Source organism: Paragemmobacter amnigenus (genome assembly GCF_009908265.2).
Classification (GTDB): Bacteria; Pseudomonadota; Alphaproteobacteria; order Rhodobacterales; family Rhodobacteraceae; genus Paragemmobacter; species Paragemmobacter amnigenus.
This window is the reverse complement of sequence record NZ_JAAATX020000005.1, coordinates 87,364-107,044: the sequence shown is the minus strand read 5'-3', so window position 1 is coordinate 107,044 and position 19,681 is coordinate 87,364. Positions and strand designations below refer to the sequence as shown.

The following is a 19,681-nucleotide window of genomic DNA, read 5'->3' as shown; positions in this document are numbered from 1 at the left end:
ATGGACGCGATTCCCCCCACCTCTGCCGCAACGCGCAGCCCTGCCGCGGCCAAGCCCGCGCTAACCTCGGATTTCAATACCTTCCTGCGGATGCTGACCACGCAGATGCAGAATCAGGACCCGCTGAACCCCATCGAGTCGGCCGACTACGCCGTGCAACTCGCCACCTTCTCGGGTGTGGAACAGCAGGTAAAGGCGAATACCCTGCTCTCCCAGATGTCGGCGCAGTTCAACCTGCTCGGCATGGCGCAGCTTTCGGGCTGGGTGGGACAAGAGGCGCAGTCCTCCGCCCCCGTCCATTTCGACCGCACGCCCGTGACCCTGACACTGCCCTCCGTGCCCGGGGCGGACAGGGCCGTTCTCGTGATCCGCGACGCGGCAGGAAACCTTGTCGCGCGCGAGGATGTGCCCCCTGCGGGCGGTCCATACCAGTGGCTGGGCGCCGATCCGTCGGGCAGCCCCTTGCCGCAGGGACTCTATGACCTGACGCTGGAAGGCGAACAGGACGGCACCGTCATCGCCACCGCGCCCGTCAGCCATTACGCCCGCATCGAAGAGGCGCGCCGAAGTGACGGGAACCTGATGCTGATCCTGCGGGGCGGGGTGCAGGTGCCTGCCGACCGGATCACCGCCCTGCGTATGCCATGAACGCCCTTGCGCCGGTCGGCGGTGGCAGTAGGGTCTGCCCGCAGATGCAGACCCCGCCCCGCCCCTTTGCCGATCCCGCGACCGACCCCGCCCTTGTGCGGGCGCTGGACCGGTTGTGCCCCGGCCATGACGGGCAATGGCGGCCGCTCTCGGGTGGCAGGACGAACCGCGTCTGGCGCGTGGGGGGGCTGGTCGTCAAATGCCATGACCCCGCCGCCGTCACGCCGCTGTTTCCCAATGACCCGAAGGCCGAGGAATCGGCCCTGCACCATTTCGGTCCGCTCGGGATTGCCCCCGTCCTGCGCGCGGCGGGGCAGGGCTGGCTGATCCTCGACCATCTTCCCGCTGGCCGGTGGGGCGGACCGCCCGCCCCCGTCGCGCATCTCCTGCACCGCCTGCACACCGCCGCGCCGCCCGCCGCGCCCCTGCGCGCCCTGCCCAATGGCAGCGCGGCCATCCTTGCCCATGCCGCCAGCTTCGCGCCCCCGGGCCTGCCCGCCCCGCCCGACGATCCGCACCTGCCCCCCGTCCCCGCGCGCCCCGTCCATGGCGATGTGGTGGCGGGCAACATCCTGACCGGCCCCGACGGCCCGCTGCTGATCGACTGGCAATGCCCCGGCCTCGGCGACCCCTGCGAAGACCTCGCCACCCTGATCTCGCCCGCCATGATGTGGCTCTACACCGGCGCAATCGCGCCCGCAGGTTGGGCCGATGCCCTGCTCGACGCCTATCCCGACGCCGCCATTGCCACCCGCACCCGCGCGCTCCTGCCGCTCTACCGCTGGCGCATCATGGCCCATTGCGCGTGGAAGGCCGCCCGCGGCGATGCCGACTATGCCCGCGCCCTGCAGATCGAACGGGACACGCCCTAGAACAGCGTGCCCAGCCCCACGCCCGCGGCAAAGACCGCCGCGCCCAGCGGGATCAGATACCACCGCGACCGCCGCCGCGGCGGGGCCAGGGGTTTCGGCGGGTCCGCCTGCGCGATCAGCGCCGCCTCGACCATGCGCGGCAGCTTCGGCCCGAACCGGCCCAGCACCCGCGCCGTCGTCAGCAGGTCGCGGATCAGCGCCGCCGGCCCCACATTCTTGGCGATATAGCTTTCCACCACCGGCCGCGCGACCTGCCAGATGTTGATATGCGGGTCCAGCGACCGCGCCACGCCTTCCACCACCACCATCGTCCGTTGCAGCAGGATCAGCTCGGTCCGCGTCTGCATCCCGAACCGCTCGGTCACTTCAAACAGATAGGCGAGCAAGCGCGCCATCGAGATCCGGCTTGCATCCATGCCGAAGATCGGCTCGCCCACCGCCCGCAGGGCACGGGCGAATTCGTCGATATCGCGGTCGGCGGGCACATATCCCGCCTCGAAATGCACCTCGGCCACGCGGCGGTAATCCTTGCGGATGAACCCCATCAGGATCTCCGCATAGACGCGGCGGGTATATTCGTCGATCCGCCCCATGATCCCGAAATCATAGGCGATGATCGCCCCGTCACGCCCGACCTTCAGGTTCCCCTGATGCATGTCGGCATGGAAGAACCCGTCCCGCAGCGCATGGTTCAGGAACAGCGACAGCACCCGCGCCCCCAGAACCCGCCGGTCCAGCCCCGCCGCGTCGATCGCGGCGTTGTCATTCATCCCGATCCCTTCGGCCCAGCCCAGCGTCATCACCGTCTTGCCCGACAGGAACCAGACGGGGCGCGGCACGCGGAACCCTTCGTCCTTCTCCGTATTCGCCGCGAACTCGGCTGCGGCCGACGATTCCAGCCGCAAATCCAGCTCGCCCATCACCACGCCCTCGAAATGGGCGATCACATCCATGGGCCGCAGCCTCCGCGTCTGCGGGGCCACGATCTCGATCGTGCGGGCAATCAGGTAGAAGGCGTCGATATCCTTGCGGAAGGCCCGCTCGATCCCGGGGCGCAGCACCTTGACCGCGACCTCCTCGCCCGTATCGGCCAGCCGCGCCCGATGCACCTGCGCGATAGAGGCCGCCGCGACAGGCTCGGAAAATTCCGAAAACACCTGATCGACGGGCACTTCCAGCTCTGCCTCGATCATCCGCTTGGCCACGTCGCGCGGAAAGGGCGGCAACTGGTCCTGAAGATACTTCAGTTGCTGCGACAGCTCCTCGCCCACGATATCGGGCCGCGTCGACAGGATCTGCCCGAACTTGATATAGGCCGGACCCAGCGCCGTCAGCGCCCGCGTCGCAGGCGGCAGCGCCGGATCGCCCCGCAGACCCAGCCACTTGAACGGCCATCCCAACAGGCGCGCCGCCACCCTGATCGACGCAGGCGCGCGGAACGCCTCCAGCACCACGGCCATCGCGCCCGTGCGTTCCAGCGTCGCGCCGGTGCGGATCAGCCGCCAGATATTGTGCGGTCCCCGCATCCTACAGCTTCCAACCCGAATGCAGCGCCGCGATGCCAAGGCTCAGGTTGCGATACTTCACCTGCCCGAACCCCGCCTTGCGGATCATGCCCGCGAAAGTCTCCTGATCCGGGAACTTGCGGATCGATTCGACCAGATACTGATAGCTGTCCCGATCCTTCGCCACGATCTGCCCCATGACGGGGATCACGTTGAAGGAATAGGCGTCATAGACCTTCTGCATCAGGTCATTGGGAATATGGCTGAACTCCAGCACCATCAGCCGCCCGCCGGGTTTCAGCACGCGATACGCCTCGTTCAGCGCGTCCTGAACCCGCGTCACGTTCCGGATGCCAAAGCTGATCGTATAGACGTCAAAGGAATTCGCCGGAAAGGGCAGGGCCATCGCATCGCCCACCACCCAGTCCAGACGCTCTGCCTGCCGCTCTGCCTCGGCCCGCTGGCGGCCCGCGACCAGCATCGACTCGGTCATGTCCAGCACCACCGCCGACGCCCCCGCCGCGCGTTTCAGGAACCGGAAGGCAATATCCCCCGTCCCCCCCGCCACATCCAGCAGCCTCTGCCCCGGGCGCGGCGCCAGCCAGTCCATCATCGCGTCCTTCCACAGGCGATGCACACCGCCCGACATCAGGTCATTCATGATGTCATAGCGGCTGGCAACGCGGGTAAAGACGCCATGCACCATTCCGGCCTTCTCGGCCTCGGGCACTGTCTGAAAGCCGAAATGCGTGGTGCCTTGCGGATCGTCGGTCATCTGGTCTTGCCGTTCCCTTGCTTGCCACTCCTTATAGGGCCGAAGATCGGCGCTGCAATGCGCCCACATGTCCGCCCCCCTTACGGAACCGCCGATGCCCGAACTCCCCGAAGTCGAAACCGTCCGCCGCGGCCTTCTTCCCGCGATGGCGGGGCGCACCATCACCCGCGCCACCGTCAACCGCCCCGACCTGCGCTGGCCCTTCCCGCCCCGCATGGCCGAACGCCTGACCGGCGCGCGTGTCCTCACGCTCCGCCGCCGGTCGAAATACATCCTCGCGGACCTGTCGACCGATGAAACGCTCCTCATCCATCTCGGCATGTCGGGGCGGATGCTGATCTCCTCGCCCTCCTCCCGCGAAACCCTTGGCGAATGGCATCACCACCACCCCGCGCCGGAAAAGCACGACCATGTGGTGCTGGACATGGAGGACGGCACCCGCATCACCTTCAACGACGCCCGCCGCTTCGGCGCGATGGACCTGATGCCCACGGCCACCGCGGACGCCCACCCGCTCCTCGCCCAGCTCGGCCCCGAACCCTTGGGCAACGATTTCTCCGAACCCTACCTCGCGGCACGGCTCAAGGACCGCAACACGCCGATCAAATCCGCCCTCCTCGACCAGCACATCGTAGCGGGCCTTGGCAACATCTACGTCTGCGAAACGCTCTACCGCGCCCGCATCCACCCGGCGCGCAAGGCCGGCCGCCTTTCCGCCGCCCGCGCCGCCGCCCTTGTCCCCATCATCCGCGACGTGCTGGCCGAGGCGATCACCGCCGGCGGCTCCTCGCTCCGCGACTACAGACAGGCCGACGGGGAACTCGGCTACTTCCAGCACAGTTTTCAGGTCTATGGCCGCGAAGGCGAACCCTGCCAGTCCACGGGCTGCACCTCGACCATCGCGCGCATCGTGCAATCGGGGCGCTCGTCCTTCTTCTGCCCCACCTGCCAGAGGTGACGTCCCGTAACGACCCTTGATAACGCCCGCGTTACTGCTAGGAGTCACGCCAGCCAGACACGGAGGCACCCGATGGCTTACGAGACCCTGATCGTCGAGATCGAGGATTACATCGCCCTCATCCGCCTCAACCGGCCCGAGGCGCTCAACGCCCTCAACGCACGGCTCATGCAGGAACTGGCGCAGGCCATCGCCGCCGCCGACCGCAATGACAAGGTGCGCTGCATCGTCCTGACCGGATCGGAAAAGGCCTTCGCCGCCGGTGCCGACGTCAAGGAGATGTCGGAAAAATCCTTCACCGACGTCTTCTTCGACGACCTCTTCGCGGCCGAGGCAGACAGCATCGCCCGCACCCGCAAACCGCTGATCGCCGCCGTGTCCGGCTACTGCCTTGGCGGCGGGTGCGAACTGGCCATGATGTGCGACTTCATCATCGCCGCCGACACCGCGAAATTCGGCCAGCCCGAAATCAACCTCGGCATCGTCGCGGGCATGGGCGGAACCCAGCGCCTGACCCGCGCCGTCGGCAAGGCCAAGGCGATGGACATGAACCTCACCGGCCGCTTCATGGACGCGGCCGAGGCGGAACGCACCGGTCTCGTCTCGCGCGTCGTCCCCGCCAAGGACCTGCTGGCCGAGGCGATGAAGGCCGCCGGCAAGATCGCGCAGAAATCGGCGCTCACCGCCATGGTGGTGAAGGAATCGGTCAACCGCGCGCTGGAAGGATCTCTGCGCGAAGGCATCCTCTTCGAACGCCGCATGTTCCACGCCGTCTTTTCGACCGAAGACCAGAAAGAGGGCATGGCCGCCTTCCTCGAAAAGCGCGAACCGCAGTTCCGCGACCGCTGATCCCTTATTTTCCTGCTTTCCTTCGCCGCGCCCTTGCTCTATAGCCCGCCGCACATGCGCGTGGGCCCGCTTAGGCAAGAATCGATTCTGTCCCGATGGGCGGAGCCTTGGGTCTTTTGTGCAACCGAATTGAAACGAAGACCCACAGGATACAAAGCCCATGGCAAACACTGCCCAGTCCAAAAAGCGCGCGCGTCAGTCCGAAGCCCGCTATGACGTGAACAAGGCCCGCCGTTCGCGCATCCGTACCTTCATCCGCAAGGTCGAGGAAGCCATCGCCTCGGGCAATGCCGAAGCCGCCCTCGCCGCCCTGCGCGCCGCCCAGCCCGAGCTGGACCGTGGCGTCACCAAGGGCATCCTGCACGCCAACACCGTGTCGCGCAAAATGTCGCGCCTCGCCTCGCGCGTGAAGGCCCTGGCGACCCCCGCCTCCTGATCCGGACGGCCAGCGAATCCCCACGGGGCGCGCCCAACAGGGCGCGCCCCGTTTTCTTTTTCCGTGGCATTTCTGCCGCGCTCCGCCGCCCCGCGCCGTGCTTTTCCGCGGGCTTGCGTGGCCCGCGCGCACAGCCTTCCGGATTCGGTTTAGCCATCGGTCTGTCAAGCTTGAAGTTCGGTTGCGCCGCCTCCGCGCGGCTTGCTAGCGTCACCCTGCGATTCACTCTCGTCTTGGGGGACATGACGGAATCGCAAATGAAAATGACGGTTCGCAGGGCTGCCAAGCGTAGGCTAACCCGTCAATTTTTGTTTGCGGTTCAAAAGGTTGTGCAGTTTGCTGCTGCAATGCAAGACGGCCCGCCAACGGATTGGCCAGATGCGAATCTGGTCCTTCCCTTTTGTGGCGGTCCGGCGGCCCTCGGGCCGGAAACGGGTTTGTTGTGCCCCTGCGAAGGGGGTTTTTCGTGTGACCGTTTCCGCGATCCCGAAGCCTTGCATGGCCATGTCCTGACCCCCCGCTTCAAGGGCGATCGCCACGGCGCAAGCCGGTGCAACAACAACAGGCGTGCCGGACCCTCGCGGGTTCAGAAGCACGTCACCGGACGGGTCAGAAAGAATGACGAACGAGACTTGGGGTTTGGTCCGCGAAGAGCTGATCAAGAGGGTGGGCAAGAACAACTATGTGACCTGGATCGAACCGCTGAAATTCTCTGACCTCAACAACGGCGTCGTCCGGTTCGAGGTGCCGACCTCCTTCTTCGGTGACTGGGTTTCGCGCAATTTCTCGGATCACATCCGCGCCCAGCTGAACACGGCAGGCCAGCAGGTCGAGCGTGTCGAATTCTCGGTGGGCAACCGCAGCACCCCGCCCGAACCGATGCGCGCCGCCACCGCACCCGCCCGTGCCAAGCCCGCCGCCCGCCCGTCCGACACCGACGAGATGCCGGGCGCGCCCCTTGACGCGCGCTTCACCTTCGACAGCTTCGTCGTGGGCAAGCCCAACGAACTGGCCCATGCCGCCGCCCGCCGCGTCGCCGAAGGCGGGCCGGTGACCTTCAACCCGCTCTTCCTTTACGGCGGGGTCGGCCTCGGCAAGACGCACCTGATGCACGCCATCGCGCACGAACTTCAGACCCGCCAGCCGCATCTGCGCGTGCTCTACCTCTCGGCCGAGCAATTCATGTACCGCTTCGTGCAGGCCCTGCGCGAACGCCAGATCATGGATTTCAAGGAACTCTTCCGCTCGGTCGACGTGCTGATGGTCGATGACGTGCAATTCATCGCCGGCAAGGATTCCACGCAGGAGGAATTCTTCCACACCTTCAACGCGCTGGTGGACCAGAACAAGCAGATCGTCATATCCGCCGACCGCGCGCCCGGAGAGATCAAGGATCTCGAGGATCGCATCAAATCCCGCCTGCAATGCGGGCTGGTGGTGGACCTGCACCCCACCGATTACGAACTCCGCCTCGGCATCCTGCAACAGAAGGTCGAGCTTTACCGCAGCCAGTACAAGGGCCTCGTGATCGCGGATGGCGTGCTGGAATTCCTCGCCCATCGCATCACGACCAATGTCCGCGTTCTCGAAGGCGCGCTCACCCGCCTTTTCGCCTTCGCCTCGCTCGTGGGCCGCGAGATCACGCTGGAACTGGCGCAGGACTGCCTTGCCGACATCCTCCGCGCCTCCGACCGCAAGCTGACGATCGAGGAAATCCAGCGCAAGGTCGCAGAACATTACAACATCCGCCTGTCCGACATGATCGGTCCGAAACGCGTGCGCACCATCGCCCGCCCCCGCCAGATCGCCATGTATCTGGCCAAGCAGCTGACCCCGCGCAGCCTGCCTGAAATCGGCCGCCGCTTCGGCGGGCGCGACCACACCACCATCATGCACGGCGTCCGCAAGATCGAAGAGCTGATGGCGACCGACAGCCAGCTGAACGACGACCTCCAGATGCTCCGCCGCCAGCTTCAGGGCTGACCGCCGCGCAATGCCCACCACCGACCCGCCCCCTGTGGCGGGTCGTTTCCGTTCCGCGCGGCCTTGCGGCCCCCCTGCGGCTGGGCAACACTCCCCTTTGTTGATCCCTTTCCGTGATGGTCCCCATGTTGCGCCCCATGTTCCGCCCAGCCCTGCTCCTGCCTGCCTTCCTCCTTGCCGCCGCGCCCGCTGGGCCCGCCGCTGCCGCCCTCTCCGGCTTCTACGACAGCGCGACCAAGATCGCGGCCATCCTCGACACCGAAGCCGTGGCGGATCTTCTGCGCCAGGCCCCGATCCGGTCGGTGGAAAACACCGGCACCACGCCGGACGGGCAGGACGAATGGACCATCCGCACGCAGGACTGCGACCTGACGGTCAAGCTGACCGCCCACCCGCCCGCGGAAGGCATGGTCGGCATGACGACCTACACGGCGGAACCGCTCGGCTCCTGCGACTGACGGGATATGGCATCGGTTCCCCCGGCTGACCCTCGATCCGGCAAGTTTGACCGATGATTCGTTAAGGAATGGTATCGGGCCCGCGCGTATGCACAGTTTGCGGCACAGGGGGCGGCACGGTTTGCGGTACGGCCATTTCGACCTCCGGCCGCCGGTAAACCCAACGCCCGCAGGCCGCTGCGGCAAATCCGCCGCGCCGCGCCGTCCAGATGCGCCAAACCGCTTGTGAACCGCCTCAAAACGGCTAATTTCTGGTTCCCCGTGGCGGGCAAGAGCAAGGGATGGTCACCATGAAACTGTCGATCGAACGCGGAACGCTTCTCAAGGCGCTGGCACAGGCGCAATCCGTCGTCGAACGCCGCAACACCATTCCGATCCTCGCCAATGTGCTGATCGAGGCCGATGGCGCGCAGGTCAGCTTCCGCGCCACCGATCTGGATATCGAGGTCGTGGACCGCGCCCCCGCCATGGTGGAACGCGCCGGTGCCACCACCGTCTCGGCCGTCATGCTGCACGAGATCATCCGCAAGCTGCCGGACGGCGCGCTGGTGAACCTGTCGGAAGACGGCGCCGCAGGTCGTCTGACCATCACCGCGGGCCGGTCGACCTTCAGCCTCGCCACCCTCCCGCGCGAGGATTTCCCCGTCATGGCCTCGTCGGAATACACGACGAATTTCTCGGCCCCCGCGGGCGTGCTGCGCCGCCTGTTCGACAAGGCGAAGTTCGCGATTTCGACCGAGGAAACAAGGTATTACCTGAACGGCGTCTATATGCACACCGCCACCGGAGAGGAGGGCGCCGTCCTGCGCTGCGTGGCGACCGACGGCCACCGTCTGGCCCGCATCGACGCCCCGCTTCCGGCGGGCGCACAGGGCATGGCCGGCGTGATCGTCCCGCGCAAGACGGTGGGCGAGCTTCGCAAGCTGCTGGACGATGACGATGCCGCCATCGCCGTCTCGGTTTCGGAAACCAAGGTGCGCTTTGCTACCCCCGCCATCACCCTGACCTCCAAGGTGATCGACGGCACCTTCCCCGACTACACCCGCGTGATTCCGACCGGAAACACCCGCCGTCTGGAAGTCGACGCGACCGAATTCGCCAAGGCCGTGGACCGCGTCGCCACCGTGTCGTCCGAACGCTCCCGCGCCGTGAAGCTCAGCCTCGACGAAGACCGTCTGGTCCTGTCCGTCAACGCCCCCGACTCCGGCGCGGCAGAAGAGGAACTGGCCGTGGCCTATGCCGACGAACGGCTGGAAATCGGCTTCAACGCCAAATACCTGCTGGAAATCGCGTCGCAGGTCGACCGTGAGAACGCCGTGTTCCTGTTCAACAGCAGCGGCGACCCGACCCTCATGCGCGAAGGCAACGACACCAGCGCGGTCTATGTCGTGATGCCGATGCGCGTCTGATGCGTCGGACCGGGGGTTTCACACCCCCGGACCCCCGTGGGATATTTTTGGACAGAAAATGGAGGATAGGGTGGGTGGTTTGACCATCTCGACCCTCATTCTATCGCACTTCCGCAGCCACCGCGCCGCGCGGCTGGAGCTGGACGGGCGGCCCGTGGCCATTTCCGGACCCAACGGGGCGGGCAAGACCAATATCCTTGAGGCCGTCTCACTCCTCTCCCCCGGTCGCGGCTTGCGGCGGGCGGCGGCAGATGAACTGGCGCGCAAGCCCGATGCCATCGGCTGGAAGATCCGCGCCGAAACAACCGCGCCCTTTCACGACCTCGAAACCTATGCCGAGGGCAGCGACCCCCGCCAGACCCGCATCGATGGCAAGGCCGCGCCGCAGGTGGCCCTTGCCCGCATCCTGCGCGTCCTCTGGCTTGTCCCTGCCATGGACCGCCTGTGGATCGAGGCCGCCGAGGGACGCCGCCGCTTTCTCGACCGGCTGACCATGAGCTTCGCGCCGGATCATGCCGAGGTGACGCTGGCCTATGAAAAGGCCATGCGCGACCGCAACCGCCTGCTCAAGGACATGGTGCAGGACGCGCATTGGTATACCGCGCTGGAGGCGCAGATGGCCGAGGCAGCCGCCCAGATCACCGCCAACCGCCAGCACGCCCTGGCCCGCATCACCGCCGCACAGGCCGGGGCCGAAACCGCCTTTCCGGCCGCCGACCTGTCGCTGATCGGACCGGAGGGCGAGGATATCCCCGACGACCTCGCGCCTGCGCTGGCCGCGAGCCGCCGTCGCGACATGGCCGCCGGTCGCACCCTGATCGGCCCTCACCGCGCCGACCTTGCCGCGATCTACACCGCCAAGGGCGCGCCCGCCGACCAATGTTCCACCGGCGAACAGAAGGCGCTGCTGATCTCGCTCATCCTTGCCAATGCCCGCGCGCTGGCCGCCGATCTCGGTTCTCCGCCCATCCTGCTGCTGGACGAGGTGGCGGCCCATCTCGACCAGCATCGCCGCGCCGCGCTCTATGACGAAATCTGCGCGCTGGGGGCGCAGGCGATCATGACGGGCACGGAACCGGGGCTGTTTGACAGTCTGGGAAACCGGGCGCAAAGCTTCACCGTCGCGGACGACGGCGGCATGTCCAAGGTCACCGAAACATGACGCCCCAGCGCATTACCCTCGTCACGCTCGGCACCCGCGACCTGAACGCCGCCCGTGCCTTCTATGCCCGTCTGGGCTGGCAGGAGCACGGCTCGCAAGAGGGCGTGGCCTTCTACCAGTTGCACGGCATGGCGCTGGCGCTCTTTGGCCTGTCCGACCTGGCCCATGACCAGAACCGCCCCGACGCCACCCTTGGCACGGGGGCCATCACCCTCGCCCAGAACTTCGCGACCGAGGCCGAGGTGGACGCCGCCTTCGCCGCAGCCTTGGCGGCAGGGGCGACCCCGCTGAAACCGCCGGAAAAGGTTTTCTGGGGCGGCTATTCCGGCTATTGGGCCGATCCCGAAGGTCATGTCTGGGAAGTGGCGATGAACCCCTTCTGGCCGCTCGCCCCTGACGGCTCTCTCACCTTGCCGGACCCGAAATGACCGTCTCGCTCTACGACCTTCTCCTCTATGCGGGCGGCATGGCCGCGCTCTGGGCTGTCCCCGGCCCTGTCTGGGTGGCCCTGACCGCCCGCGCGCTGTCGGGGGGCATGGCAGGGGCATGGCCGCTGGCCGTGGGCGTGGCGCTGGGCGATCTGGTCTGGCCGCTCATGGCGATCCTCGGGCTGACATGGGTGCACAGCGTCTATGGCGATTACCTGACCCTGCTGCGCTGGGTCGCGTCCGTCATCTTCATCCTGATGGGGGTGATGCTGATCCGCAAACCGGCGGCCACGATGGATGCCGATTCACGGCTGACGAAACCCGGCCTCTGGGCGGGCTTTTCGGTCGGCGTCGCCGCCGTGATCGGCAACCCCAAGGCGATCCTGTTCTACATGGGCGCGCTGCCCGGTTTCTTCGACCTCGGGTCGCTGCAAACCCCCGACATCATCGCCATCATCTGCATCTCGGCCTTCGTTCCGATGCTTGGAAACCTCGGCCTTGCATGGTTCCTCGATCGCGCGCGCCGCCTGCTGTCCAGCCCCGCCGCCGTGCGCCGCCTGAACATCGGCTCGGGCGTCCTCCTCATCCTCGTGGGCCTCGTGATCCCGTTCACCTGACCGCAATATCTTGTGCCCAAGGCGTGACATTCCCCACCCCACCCGCTATAAATCGCGGGCAATTCAAGGGATGCCCGACGCATGGCCGAAGCCGCGAAGAAACCCGCCGAATACGGCGCTGATTCCATCAAGGTTCTCAAGGGGTTAGAGGCGGTCCGCAAACGCCCCGGCATGTATATCGGCGACACCGACGACGGGTCGGGCCTGCACCACATGGTCTACGAAGTCGTGGATAACGGCATCGACGAGGCATTGGCAGGCCACGCCACCGCCGTCACGGTGAAGATCCACGCCGACAGCTCCGTCTCGGTCCGCGACAACGGGCGCGGCATCCCCGTCGACATCCACGCCGAAGAGGGCGTCTCGGCAGCCGAGGTCATCATGACCCAGCTTCACGCCGGCGGGAAATTCAACAACACCGACGACAGCGGCAACGCCTACAAGGTGTCGGGCGGTCTGCACGGCGTGGGCGTGTCGGTCGTCAACGCCCTGTCGGAATGGCTGGAACTGACCGTCTGGCGCAACGACACCGAATATCGCGCCCGCTTCGAACATGGCGAATGCGTCACCCACGTCTACCCCGTCGGCCCCGCCCCCGGAATGCGCGGGACCGAGGTGCGCTTTCTGGCCAGCGCCAAGACCAACACGCCGGATGGCACCTTCTCCAACCTCGACTACAGCTTCAAGACGCTGGAAACCCGCCTGCGGGAACTGGCCTTCCTGAACTCCGGCGTGCGGATCATCATCGAGGATGAACGTCCCGCTGAACCCCTGCATACCGAGCTGTTCTACGAAGGCGGCGTCAAGGAATTCGTCAAATACCTCGACCGCTCCAAGCAGTCGGTCATGCCCGAACCCATCTACATGCTGGGCGAAAAGAACGGCATCGGCGTGGAAATCGCCATGTGGTGGAACGACACCTACCACGAAACCGTGCTTCCCTTCACCAACAACATCCCCCAGCGCGACGGCGGCACCCACCTTGCCGGCTTCCGCGGCGCGCTGACCCGCACGATCAACGCCTATGCCCAATCCTCGGGTATCGCGAAAAAGGAAAAGGTCGATTTCACCGGCGACGACGCCCGCGAAGGGCTGACCTGCGTGCTGTCGGTCAAGGTGCCGGACCCCAAATTCTCCAGCCAGACCAAGGACAAGCTGGTCTCGTCCGAAGTCCGCCCGGCAGTCGAGAACCTCGTGAACGAAAAGCTCGCGGAATGGTTCGAGGAAAACCCCGGACCTGCCCGCATCATCGTCGGCAAGATCATCGAGGCAGCGCTCGCCCGCGAAGCCGCCCGGAAGGCGCGTGAACTGACCCGCCGCAAGACGGCGCTGGACGTGGCCTCCCTCCCCGGCAAGCTGGCCGACTGTCAGGAACGCGATCCTGCCAAGTCCGAACTCTTCCTTGTCGAAGGGGACTCGGCCGGCGGTTCCGCCAAACAGGGCCGCTCGCGTTCCAATCAGGCGGTGCTGCCGCTCCGCGGCAAGATCCTGAACGTCGAACGCGCGCGTTTCGACCGGATGCTCGGCAGTCAGGAAATCGGCACGCTGATCACCGCGCTGGGCACGGGCATCGGGCGGGATGAATTCGACATCAAGAAACTGCGCTACCACAAGATCGTCATCATGACCGACGCCGACGTGGACGGCGCGCATATCCGTACGCTGCTCCTGACCTTCTTCTTCCGCCAGATGCCGGAACTGATCGAAGGTGGCTACCTCTACATCGCGCAGCCCCCGCTCTACAAAGTCTCGCGCGGGAAATCCGAGGTTTACCTCAAGGATCAAGCCGCCCTCGAAGACTACCTTGTCGAGATGGGCATCGAAGGCGCCGTCCTGCGCCTGAATGACGGGCAGGAAATCGCGGGTGCCGACCTTGCCCGCATCGTCGAAGGCGCACGCAGCTTCCGCCGCGTGCTGGATGCCTTCCCGACGCATTACCCGCGCAACATCCTTGAACAGGCCGCCATCGCCGGTGCCTTCGACCCCGGCCGCGCCGATGCTGACCTGCAAGCGGTCGCAGACCAAGTCGCCCGCCGTCTGGACCTCGTCGCCGCCGAATACGAAAAGGGCTGGACCGGCCGCATCACGCAGGATCACGGCATCCGCCTTTCGCGCATCCTCCGCGGGGTCGAGGAACTCCGCACCCTCGACGGTGCCGTCCTCCGCTCGGGCGAGGCGCGCAAGCTCTCCTCCATTTCCGGCCCGCAGCGGGAATACTATCGCGACCCGGCCCGCCTTGTCCGCAAGGACCGCGAACAGATGGTCCACGGCCCGACCGACCTTTTGAAGTCGATCCTGGCTGAAGGCGAAAAGGGCCTGTCCCTGCAACGCTACAAGGGGTTGGGCGAGATGAACCCCGAACAGCTCTGGGAAACCACGCTGGACCCCGACGCGCGCACGCTGTTGCAGGTCAAGGTCGACGATCTGGCCGAAGCCGACGACATCTTCACCAAACTGATGGGCGACGTGGTGGAACCCCGCCGCGACTTCATCCAGCAGAACGCGCTGAACGTCGAAAATCTGGACTTCTGATCGGACACAACATTTAGTCGAAACGGCCTCATCCGCCATTATGTGGGAAAACTTCTACTAATGCACCATATGTTGTGTCCCCCTTGACGAATCGGTTCGATTTGTCACAAATGCGAATGGGCACAGAGTTGGCGCTCTGTGCCCATAAGTAACCATCGTTGCCCGATGGTCGTGTGAGTACACACTCGGCATCTTGCATGCTCGGAGTCACGCGTCAAGTCGGGCAAACCATTCAGGAGCCTGATGAATGTCAAACGCACTTAACAACCGGCAGCCAAGCAATACCTTGACCTATGAAGATGCGATTCAAATTCATCTGCGACATCGCGCAGGTGAATTCCAGAACCGGATTGCTGCTTCCTTCGATGTAAATCCGGGGCGCGTTAACGAAGTGGTGAAGGGAAAGCGTTTTCCTGAAGCACTCAGCGATCCGCGACTGGCTTAGGCGCAATGGACGGGCAGGTAACGGCTCGTCCTTCTAAGCGTTCACCAACATCCGGGCGGCACGGTCAAAGGCCGTGTCGATCCGGCTGCGCGCGGGGCCGTGGATGCCGGTATCATCCAGCGCCCGCTGCATGCAGCCCAGCCAGTCCTCTGCATCCTGCAACCGGATCGGCACATGGGCATGGATCTCGCGCAGGTTCATATGGCCGTGCCGTTCCGCATAATACCGCCGCCCGCCGAAGAACCCGCAGAGGAAATCGAACTGCTCGGGCCGCACATGCGCCAGCCCGTGCCCCTGAAAATGCAGGTCCAGTATCCGCGCCCCTTCCGGCGCCGTCTCGATGATGTCGTAAAACCGCTCCACCAGCGCACGCACGACCGGCTCTCCGCCGATCTCTTCCACCACGGTCGTCATGGCTGCCTCCATCGCTGGCCCCATCAGACGCCCGTCCGCGCGCCACGGCAATGCGACACCCGCCCACAGGTTCCGCAAATCCGACCTTCGGGAAACTGGCGATCCCGGCAGGACTTGAACCTGCAACCTTCCCCTTAGGAGGGGGACGCTCTATCCGTTGAGCTACGGGACCGCACGCCCGCCTTGATGCGCGAAAATGGCAGGGCGTGCAACCTACCGAATTACCAGCCTTAGCCGCAGGTGTTGACACCCTCTTTGACTTTCTTCTCCCAGTCGGCGCCTAGTGTCGACCGCGCATCAACCGCCGCCGAAAATCCTGCATCGCCTTTCCGGTACATTACGACAAGTAGGTTTGCGTCGTTGCTTCCAAAAACGATTGGTCCACCGCCGCCATATGTCGTCGTCGCACTTCCGTAGACAGAGTTACCGAAGCCTGTAGCCGAACCAGATGTATAGGCGTATGTAGGTGCTCGGTTAATTACCTGCACATTGCTTTGCCCGCCCATACCAGAAATCGTAAAACGGTCGAAGCCCCTCCTTAGGGTCTCGACGGCAGCCATCTGCGCGGCGACCTTCTGCGCACCAGACATGCCGCATGCGGGGGCCGCAGAGGTCGAAATCATCATCTGATTGGCAGAGATCGGCGTGACTGATGTCGCGGCACAGCCAGATACAACAAGAACGGCGGCTAGAAATCTTGGCACAATCATACACAACTCCAAGCTGTACACTGGTACAAATATTCTCCATAGGAGAAAACAATATGCAGAAATTAGAAAAGAAAAAGGGGGAAGTGAATTTTTGGCCCACCACTCCCCCCTTCGGGTCCGTTGCGTCTGGGTTGAGAGCTTGCAGGACGCGCAGGATATGTCTCAGCACTTCGGCTGTTAGCGGTAACATAACCCAAGACGCGCCCTTGGACAAGGGGCAAGTTTAGGGCTAACAATGACGTGACGCCCACCGCAGGACCCATCGCAAGTGACCAAAGCCCCCGTCGTCGACCCGCGCCGCACCCTGACGCTTCGTGACGTTTCCGAAGCCTCGGGCGTCAGCGAGATGACGGTCAGCCGCGTCCTTCGCAACCGTGGCGATGTGTCGGACTCCACCCGCGAACGCGTGTTGGAGGCCGCCCGCGCACTGGGCTATGTCCCGAACAAGATCGCAGGCGCGCTCGCCTCGCAGCGCGTCAACCTCGTCGGCGTGGTGATCCCGTCGCTGTCGAACATGGTCTTTCCCGAAGTGCTGGCCGGTGTGTCGGACACGCTGGAAGATACCGGCCTGCAACCTGTCGTCGGCGTCACCAACTACTCGCCCGAACGCGAGGAATCGGTGATCTACGAAATGCTCTCGTGGCGCCCCTCGGGGATGATCGTCGCGGGTCTGGAACATACCGACGCCTCGCGCGCCATGCTGGCGCAGGCGGGCATTCCCATCGTCGAAATCATGGACATCGACGGCGAGGCGGTCGACAGCGCCGTCGGCATCTCGCACCGCCGCGCAGGCCGCCAGATGGCCGAGGCGATCATCGCCGCAGGCTACCGCCGCATCGCCTTTTGCGGCACGATGATGCCCTATGACCACCGCGCCCGAAAGCGCCTCGAAGGGTTCGAAGAGGCGCTTGCCAAGGCGGGGCTGTCGCTGGCCGACCGCGAATACTATTCCGGCGGCTCCGCCCTCCTGAAAGGGCGCGAGATGACCGAAGCCGTCCTGAAACGCACGCCGGATGTCGATTTCCTGTATTATTCCAATGACATGATCGGCGCAGGGGGCCTGCTCTGGTGTCTGGAAAAAGGCATCGACGTGCCGGGCAAGATCGGCCTTGCGGGGTTCAACGGGGTGGAACTGCTGGACGGTCTGCCCCGCCGCCTTGCCACGATGGATGCCTGCCGCCTTGAAATCGGCCGCCGCGCGGCGGAAATCATCGCGGGCAAGCATGAAGGCGTCATCGGGGGCGAGGTGATCGAACTGACCCCCACCCTGCAAAAGGGCGACACGATCCGCTCCTAGGCGCGCAGCCGCCCGTCCGCAAACCCCGCGATCCGCGCCGTGACGATCTGCCCCTCGGGCTGGTCGGTGGCGAAGTCCACTTCTGTGAACTGCTCCGTCCGGCCCATGCGCGGCCCTTCCATCAGCACGCGGTGCGTCACCCCCACCTGCGCCGCCAGATGTGCCGCCAGCGCCGCATCCCCCACGGCCCGCAGCCGCGCCGCGCGCTCCTTGATCTCCGGCCCCCGCACCTGCGGCATCCGCGCGGCAGGCGTGCCCTTGCGCGGGGAAAACGGAAAGACATGCAGGAAGGTCAGCCCGCAGTCGCGCACCAGATCGACCGATTGGCGGAACATCTCTTCCGTCTCGGTCGGGAAGCCCGCGATGATATCCGCCCCGAACACCATGTCGGGCCGCAGCCGCCGCGCCTCTTCGCAGAACCGGATGGCGTCGTCCCGCAGATGCCGCCGCTTCATCCGCTTCAGGATCAGGTCATCGCCTGCCTGCAGCGACAGGTGCAGATGAGGCATCAGACGCCGCTCGGTCGCAATCGCCCCCATCAGCGCCTCGTCCGCCTCGATGGAATCGATCGACGAAATCCGCAGCCGCGGCAGGTCCGGCACCAGCCGCAAAATCCGCATCACCAGATCGCCCAGACGCGGCTGCGCGGGCAGGTCCGCCCCCCACGAGGTCAGATCGACCCCCGTCAGCACAACCTCGTTGAACCCCTTGTCCACCAGCCGCCTGATCTGCTCCACCACCACGCCCGCAGGAACGGACCGCGAATTCCCGCGGCCATAGGGGATGATGCAGAAGGTGCAGCGGTGGTCACAGCCGTTCTGCACTTGCACATAGGCCCGATGCCGCCCGAAGCCGTCGATCAGATGCCCCGCCGTCTCTTTGACCGACATGATGTCGTCGACCTGCACCTTCTCGGTCACCCCGATCAGGTCCGGCGCCTTCAACCCCGCCCAGGTCTCCGCCTGCATCTTCTCGTGATTGCCGATCACCCGCGCCACTTCGGGCATGGCGGCAAAGGTCTCCGGCTCCGTCTGCGCGGCGCAGCCCGTGACGATGATCGTAGACCCCGGATGTTCGCGGCTCAGCCGCCGGATTTCCTGCTTGGCCTTCCGCACCGCCTCTGCCGTCACGGCGCAGGTGTTGACGATCACCGCATTCTCCACTCCCGCAGCGGCGGACAGCTCCTTCATCGCTTCCGTCTCATAGGCATTCAGACGGCAGCCCAGCGTGGCAAAGACGGGCGCACTCATCCCACAGCCGCCACGAAATCCGGCGTCAGCACCGCGTCGAACACATGCGCGACCGGCCCCGTCATCCAGACCCCGTCCTCGCGCCAGTCGATCTCCAGCCGCCCGCCATCCACATCCATCACCACGCGCCGCCCCGTCAGGCCCCGCAGATGCGCCGCCACCGCCGTCGCACAGGCGCCAGACCCGCAGGCCAGCGTGATGCCCGTCCCCCGCTCCCACACCCGCATCCGCAGATGGTCCGGCGCGACAAGCGACGCGAATTCCACATTCGTCCGCGCCGGAAACAGCGGGTCATGCTCCACCTTCGGGCCGATCCCCGCAACATCCACCGCCTCGGCATCCGGCACGAAGAACACGGCATGGGGATTGCCCATCCCCACCGCCACCGGATCACCGGCCAGCGGCAGGTGCGCCACATCCACCTCGCGCGCCAAGGGCACTTCGTCCCAGCGCAGCTGCGGCGCGCCCATGTTCACCGAGACCAGCCCGTCCGCCCGCCGCACCGCCGACAGCCCGCCCCGCGCCGTGACCAGCGACACCGCATCGCGCCCCAACTGCCGCATCATGTAATCCGACACGCAACGCGTGGCGTTCCCGCAGGCCCCCGCACGGCTGCCATCGCTGTTCCAGAAGTCCAGCGCGAAATCCGCCCCGTCCGCATCGCGGATCTCGGCCAACTGGTCGAACCCCACGCCCCGATTCCGGTCCCCCAGCGCACGCGCCAGCGCAGACGTCGTCACGCCGGCGGAACCGGCCCCGCTCCCGCGCGAGTCGATCACCACGAAGTCATTGCCAAGCCCGTGCATTTTCATGAAGGGCAGGCCGGTCTGGGGCGTCTTTTCCATCATCGCGCCCATATACGCCCGACCCCGCAATTTATCCAGAGCCAAGCATTTTTTGCCCTTGACCCCCCCGCGTGTCACCACTAATCAC

General features: G+C 65.5%; 21 protein-coding genes and 1 tRNA gene. 14 read left to right on the top strand and 8 right to left on the bottom strand.

Annotated features, from left to right (window positions below; translation table 11 throughout):
- Together GU927_RS08255 and GU927_RS08250 are read left to right on the top strand one after the other, a co-directional pair.
- Nucleotides 1–648, top strand: a complete 648-nt coding sequence (locus tag GU927_RS08255) for a flagellar hook capping FlgD N-terminal domain-containing protein (RefSeq protein WP_161761899.1) — start codon at nucleotides 1–3, stop codon at nucleotides 646–648.
- Between the two features lie 44 nt (nucleotides 649–692).
- Nucleotides 693–1,520: a phosphotransferase gene (locus GU927_RS08250; RefSeq protein WP_161761897.1), complete on the top strand. Its 828-nt coding sequence runs from the start codon at nucleotides 693–695 to the stop codon at nucleotides 1,518–1,520.
- On the opposite strand, the gene ubiB is transcribed toward GU927_RS08250, so the two are convergent.
- On the bottom strand, nucleotides 1,517–3,046 hold the full coding sequence (gene ubiB / locus GU927_RS08245) for a 2-polyprenylphenol 6-hydroxylase (protein WP_161761895.1): 1,530 nt from the start codon (nucleotides 3,044–3,046) through the stop codon (nucleotides 1,517–1,519). The genes GU927_RS08250 and ubiB overlap by 4 nt on opposite strands.
- Nucleotide 3,047: 1 nt before the next feature.
- Nucleotides 3,048–3,800, bottom strand: a complete 753-nt coding sequence (ubiE, locus tag GU927_RS08240; RefSeq protein ID WP_161761893.1) for a bifunctional demethylmenaquinone methyltransferase/2-methoxy-6-polyprenyl-1,4-benzoquinol methylase UbiE — start codon at nucleotides 3,798–3,800, stop codon at nucleotides 3,048–3,050.
- Nucleotides 3,801–3,894: 94 nt separating this feature from the next.
- Between ubiE and mutM the strand changes: the two genes are divergently transcribed.
- From mutM to rpsT, 3 genes are all read left to right on the top strand, one after another.
- Nucleotides 3,895–4,758 carry a bifunctional DNA-formamidopyrimidine glycosylase/DNA-(apurinic or apyrimidinic site) lyase gene (mutM, locus tag GU927_RS08235; RefSeq protein WP_161761891.1) on the top strand — a complete coding sequence of 288 codons (864 nt, stop codon included), beginning with the start codon at nucleotides 3,895–3,897 and terminating at the stop codon, nucleotides 4,756–4,758.
- A 72-nt stretch (nucleotides 4,759–4,830) separates the two neighbouring features.
- Nucleotides 4,831–5,607, top strand: a complete 777-nt coding sequence (locus tag GU927_RS08230) for an enoyl-CoA hydratase (RefSeq protein ID WP_161761889.1) — start codon at nucleotides 4,831–4,833, stop codon at nucleotides 5,605–5,607.
- Between the two features lie 160 nt (nucleotides 5,608–5,767).
- Nucleotides 5,768–6,043 (top strand): 30S ribosomal protein S20, encoded by a 276-nt coding sequence (gene rpsT / locus GU927_RS08225; RefSeq protein ID WP_161761888.1) that lies wholly within the window; start codon nucleotides 5,768–5,770, stop codon nucleotides 6,041–6,043.
- 293 nt (nucleotides 6,044–6,336) lie between these two features.
- Here rpsT and GU927_RS08220 read toward each other — a convergent pair whose 3' ends face one another.
- A complete protein-coding gene (locus GU927_RS08220) occupies nucleotides 6,337–6,582 on the bottom strand; it encodes a hypothetical protein (protein WP_161761886.1) in 246 nt (81 codons plus the stop codon).
- A gap of 79 nt (nucleotides 6,583–6,661) precedes the next feature.
- Between GU927_RS08220 and dnaA the strand changes: the two genes are divergently transcribed.
- The 8 genes from dnaA (at nucleotide 6,662) to GU927_RS08180 (ending at nucleotide 15,077) form a co-directional block, all read left to right on the top strand.
- Complete coding sequence (gene dnaA, locus GU927_RS08215) at nucleotides 6,662–8,026, top strand: chromosomal replication initiator protein DnaA (RefSeq protein WP_161761885.1); 1,365 nt, start codon at nucleotides 6,662–6,664, stop codon at nucleotides 8,024–8,026.
- Nucleotides 8,027–8,163: 137 nt separating this feature from the next.
- Complete coding sequence (locus GU927_RS08210; protein WP_161761884.1) at nucleotides 8,164–8,484, top strand: hypothetical protein; 321 nt, start codon at nucleotides 8,164–8,166, stop codon at nucleotides 8,482–8,484.
- Nucleotides 8,485–8,774: 290 nt separating this feature from the next.
- A complete protein-coding gene (gene dnaN, locus GU927_RS08205; protein ID WP_161761882.1) occupies nucleotides 8,775–9,893 on the top strand; it encodes a DNA polymerase III subunit beta in 1,119 nt (372 codons plus the stop codon).
- A gap of 70 nt (nucleotides 9,894–9,963) precedes the next feature.
- Nucleotides 9,964–11,055: a DNA replication/repair protein RecF gene (gene recF, locus GU927_RS08200; RefSeq protein ID WP_161761881.1), complete on the top strand. Its 1,092-nt coding sequence runs from the start codon at nucleotides 9,964–9,966 to the stop codon at nucleotides 11,053–11,055.
- Nucleotides 11,052–11,483, top strand: a complete 432-nt coding sequence (locus GU927_RS08195) for a VOC family protein (protein ID WP_161761880.1) — start codon at nucleotides 11,052–11,054, stop codon at nucleotides 11,481–11,483. The genes recF and GU927_RS08195 overlap by 4 nt, the downstream gene beginning before the upstream one ends.
- Entirely contained in the window at nucleotides 11,480–12,100 is a 621-nt protein-coding gene (locus GU927_RS08190) for a LysE family translocator (protein ID WP_161761879.1), read from the top strand. The genes GU927_RS08195 and GU927_RS08190 overlap by 4 nt, the downstream gene beginning before the upstream one ends.
- Nucleotides 12,101–12,181: 81 nt before the next feature.
- Complete coding sequence (gyrB, locus tag GU927_RS08185) at nucleotides 12,182–14,632, top strand: DNA topoisomerase (ATP-hydrolyzing) subunit B (protein WP_161761878.1); 2,451 nt, start codon at nucleotides 12,182–12,184, stop codon at nucleotides 14,630–14,632.
- A 247-nt stretch (nucleotides 14,633–14,879) separates the two neighbouring features.
- A complete protein-coding gene (locus GU927_RS08180) occupies nucleotides 14,880–15,077 on the top strand; it encodes a hypothetical protein (RefSeq protein ID WP_161761877.1) in 198 nt (65 codons plus the stop codon).
- Nucleotides 15,078–15,110: 33 nt separating this feature from the next.
- Here the strand turns inward: GU927_RS08180 and GU927_RS08175 are convergent, their stop codons facing one another.
- The 3 genes from GU927_RS08175 to GU927_RS08165 all read right to left on the bottom strand — a co-directional run bounded on the left by GU927_RS08175 (nucleotide 15,111) and on the right by GU927_RS08165 (nucleotide 16,117).
- Nucleotides 15,111–15,491, bottom strand: coding sequence for a group II truncated hemoglobin (locus GU927_RS08175; RefSeq protein ID WP_161761876.1), 381 nt, complete (start codon nucleotides 15,489–15,491; stop codon nucleotides 15,111–15,113).
- Nucleotides 15,492–15,587: 96 nt separating this feature from the next.
- A tRNA-Arg gene (locus tag GU927_RS08170) sits at nucleotides 15,588–15,663 on the bottom strand.
- A 58-nt stretch (nucleotides 15,664–15,721) separates the two neighbouring features.
- Nucleotides 15,722–16,117 (bottom strand): hypothetical protein, encoded by a 396-nt coding sequence (locus tag GU927_RS08165; protein ID WP_217765563.1) that lies wholly within the window; start codon nucleotides 16,115–16,117, stop codon nucleotides 15,722–15,724.
- A gap of 352 nt (nucleotides 16,118–16,469) precedes the next feature.
- On the opposite strand from GU927_RS08165, the gene GU927_RS08160 reads away from it, so the two are divergent.
- Nucleotides 16,470–17,498 carry a LacI family DNA-binding transcriptional regulator gene (locus GU927_RS08160; protein ID WP_161761874.1) on the top strand — a complete coding sequence of 343 codons (1,029 nt, stop codon included), beginning with the start codon at nucleotides 16,470–16,472 and terminating at the stop codon, nucleotides 17,496–17,498.
- On the opposite strand, the gene mtaB is transcribed toward GU927_RS08160, so the two are convergent.
- Both mtaB and dapF read right to left on the bottom strand, forming a co-directional pair.
- Nucleotides 17,495–18,748, bottom strand: a complete 1,254-nt coding sequence (gene mtaB / locus GU927_RS08155) for a tRNA (N(6)-L-threonylcarbamoyladenosine(37)-C(2))-methylthiotransferase MtaB (RefSeq protein WP_161761873.1) — start codon at nucleotides 18,746–18,748, stop codon at nucleotides 17,495–17,497. The genes GU927_RS08160 and mtaB overlap by 4 nt on opposite strands.
- A complete protein-coding gene (dapF, locus tag GU927_RS08150) occupies nucleotides 18,745–19,596 on the bottom strand; it encodes a diaminopimelate epimerase (RefSeq protein ID WP_161762154.1) in 852 nt (283 codons plus the stop codon). Before dapF ends, mtaB begins: the two co-directional genes overlap by 4 nt.
- Nucleotides 19,597–19,681: the final 85 nt, after the last annotated feature.

What these genes read in the sequence shown, in the direction of transcription:
- dapF (WP_161762154.1), bottom strand. Translation starts at nt 19,596, where the DNA reads ATGATGGAAAAGACGCCCCAGACCGGCCTGCCCTTCATGAAAATGCAC.
- mutM (WP_161761891.1), top strand. Translation starts at nt 3,895, where the DNA reads ATGCCCGAACTCCCCGAAGTCGAAACCGTCCGCCGCGGCCTTCTTCCC.
- GU927_RS08230 (WP_161761889.1), top strand. Translation starts at nt 4,831, where the DNA reads ATGGCTTACGAGACCCTGATCGTCGAGATCGAGGATTACATCGCCCTC.
- GU927_RS08250 (WP_161761897.1), top strand. Translation starts at nt 693, where the DNA reads ATGCAGACCCCGCCCCGCCCCTTTGCCGATCCCGCGACCGACCCCGCC.
- rpsT (WP_161761888.1), top strand. Translation starts at nt 5,768, where the DNA reads ATGGCAAACACTGCCCAGTCCAAAAAGCGCGCGCGTCAGTCCGAAGCC.
- ubiE (WP_161761893.1), bottom strand. Translation starts at nt 3,800, where the DNA reads ATGACCGACGATCCGCAAGGCACCACGCATTTCGGCTTTCAGACAGTG.
- mtaB (WP_161761873.1), bottom strand. Translation starts at nt 18,748, where the DNA reads ATGAGTGCGCCCGTCTTTGCCACGCTGGGCTGCCGTCTGAATGCCTAT.
- GU927_RS08210 (WP_161761884.1), top strand. Translation starts at nt 8,164, where the DNA reads ATGTTCCGCCCAGCCCTGCTCCTGCCTGCCTTCCTCCTTGCCGCCGCG.
- GU927_RS08180 (WP_161761877.1), top strand. Translation starts at nt 14,880, where the DNA reads ATGTCAAACGCACTTAACAACCGGCAGCCAAGCAATACCTTGACCTAT.
- dnaA (WP_161761885.1), top strand. Translation starts at nt 6,662, where the DNA reads ATGACGAACGAGACTTGGGGTTTGGTCCGCGAAGAGCTGATCAAGAGG.
- gyrB (WP_161761878.1), top strand. Translation starts at nt 12,182, where the DNA reads ATGGCCGAAGCCGCGAAGAAACCCGCCGAATACGGCGCTGATTCCATC.
- ubiB (WP_161761895.1), bottom strand. Translation starts at nt 3,046, where the DNA reads ATGCGGGGACCGCACAATATCTGGCGGCTGATCCGCACCGGCGCGACG.
- GU927_RS08175 (WP_161761876.1), bottom strand. Translation starts at nt 15,491, where the DNA reads ATGACGACCGTGGTGGAAGAGATCGGCGGAGAGCCGGTCGTGCGTGCG.
- GU927_RS08195 (WP_161761880.1), top strand. Translation starts at nt 11,052, where the DNA reads ATGACGCCCCAGCGCATTACCCTCGTCACGCTCGGCACCCGCGACCTG.
- GU927_RS08165 (WP_217765563.1), bottom strand. Translation starts at nt 16,117, where the DNA reads ATGATGATTTCGACCTCTGCGGCCCCCGCATGCGGCATGTCTGGTGCG.
- GU927_RS08255 (WP_161761899.1), top strand. Translation starts at nt 1, where the DNA reads ATGGACGCGATTCCCCCCACCTCTGCCGCAACGCGCAGCCCTGCCGCG.
- GU927_RS08190 (WP_161761879.1), top strand. Translation starts at nt 11,480, where the DNA reads ATGACCGTCTCGCTCTACGACCTTCTCCTCTATGCGGGCGGCATGGCC.
- dnaN (WP_161761882.1), top strand. Translation starts at nt 8,775, where the DNA reads ATGAAACTGTCGATCGAACGCGGAACGCTTCTCAAGGCGCTGGCACAG.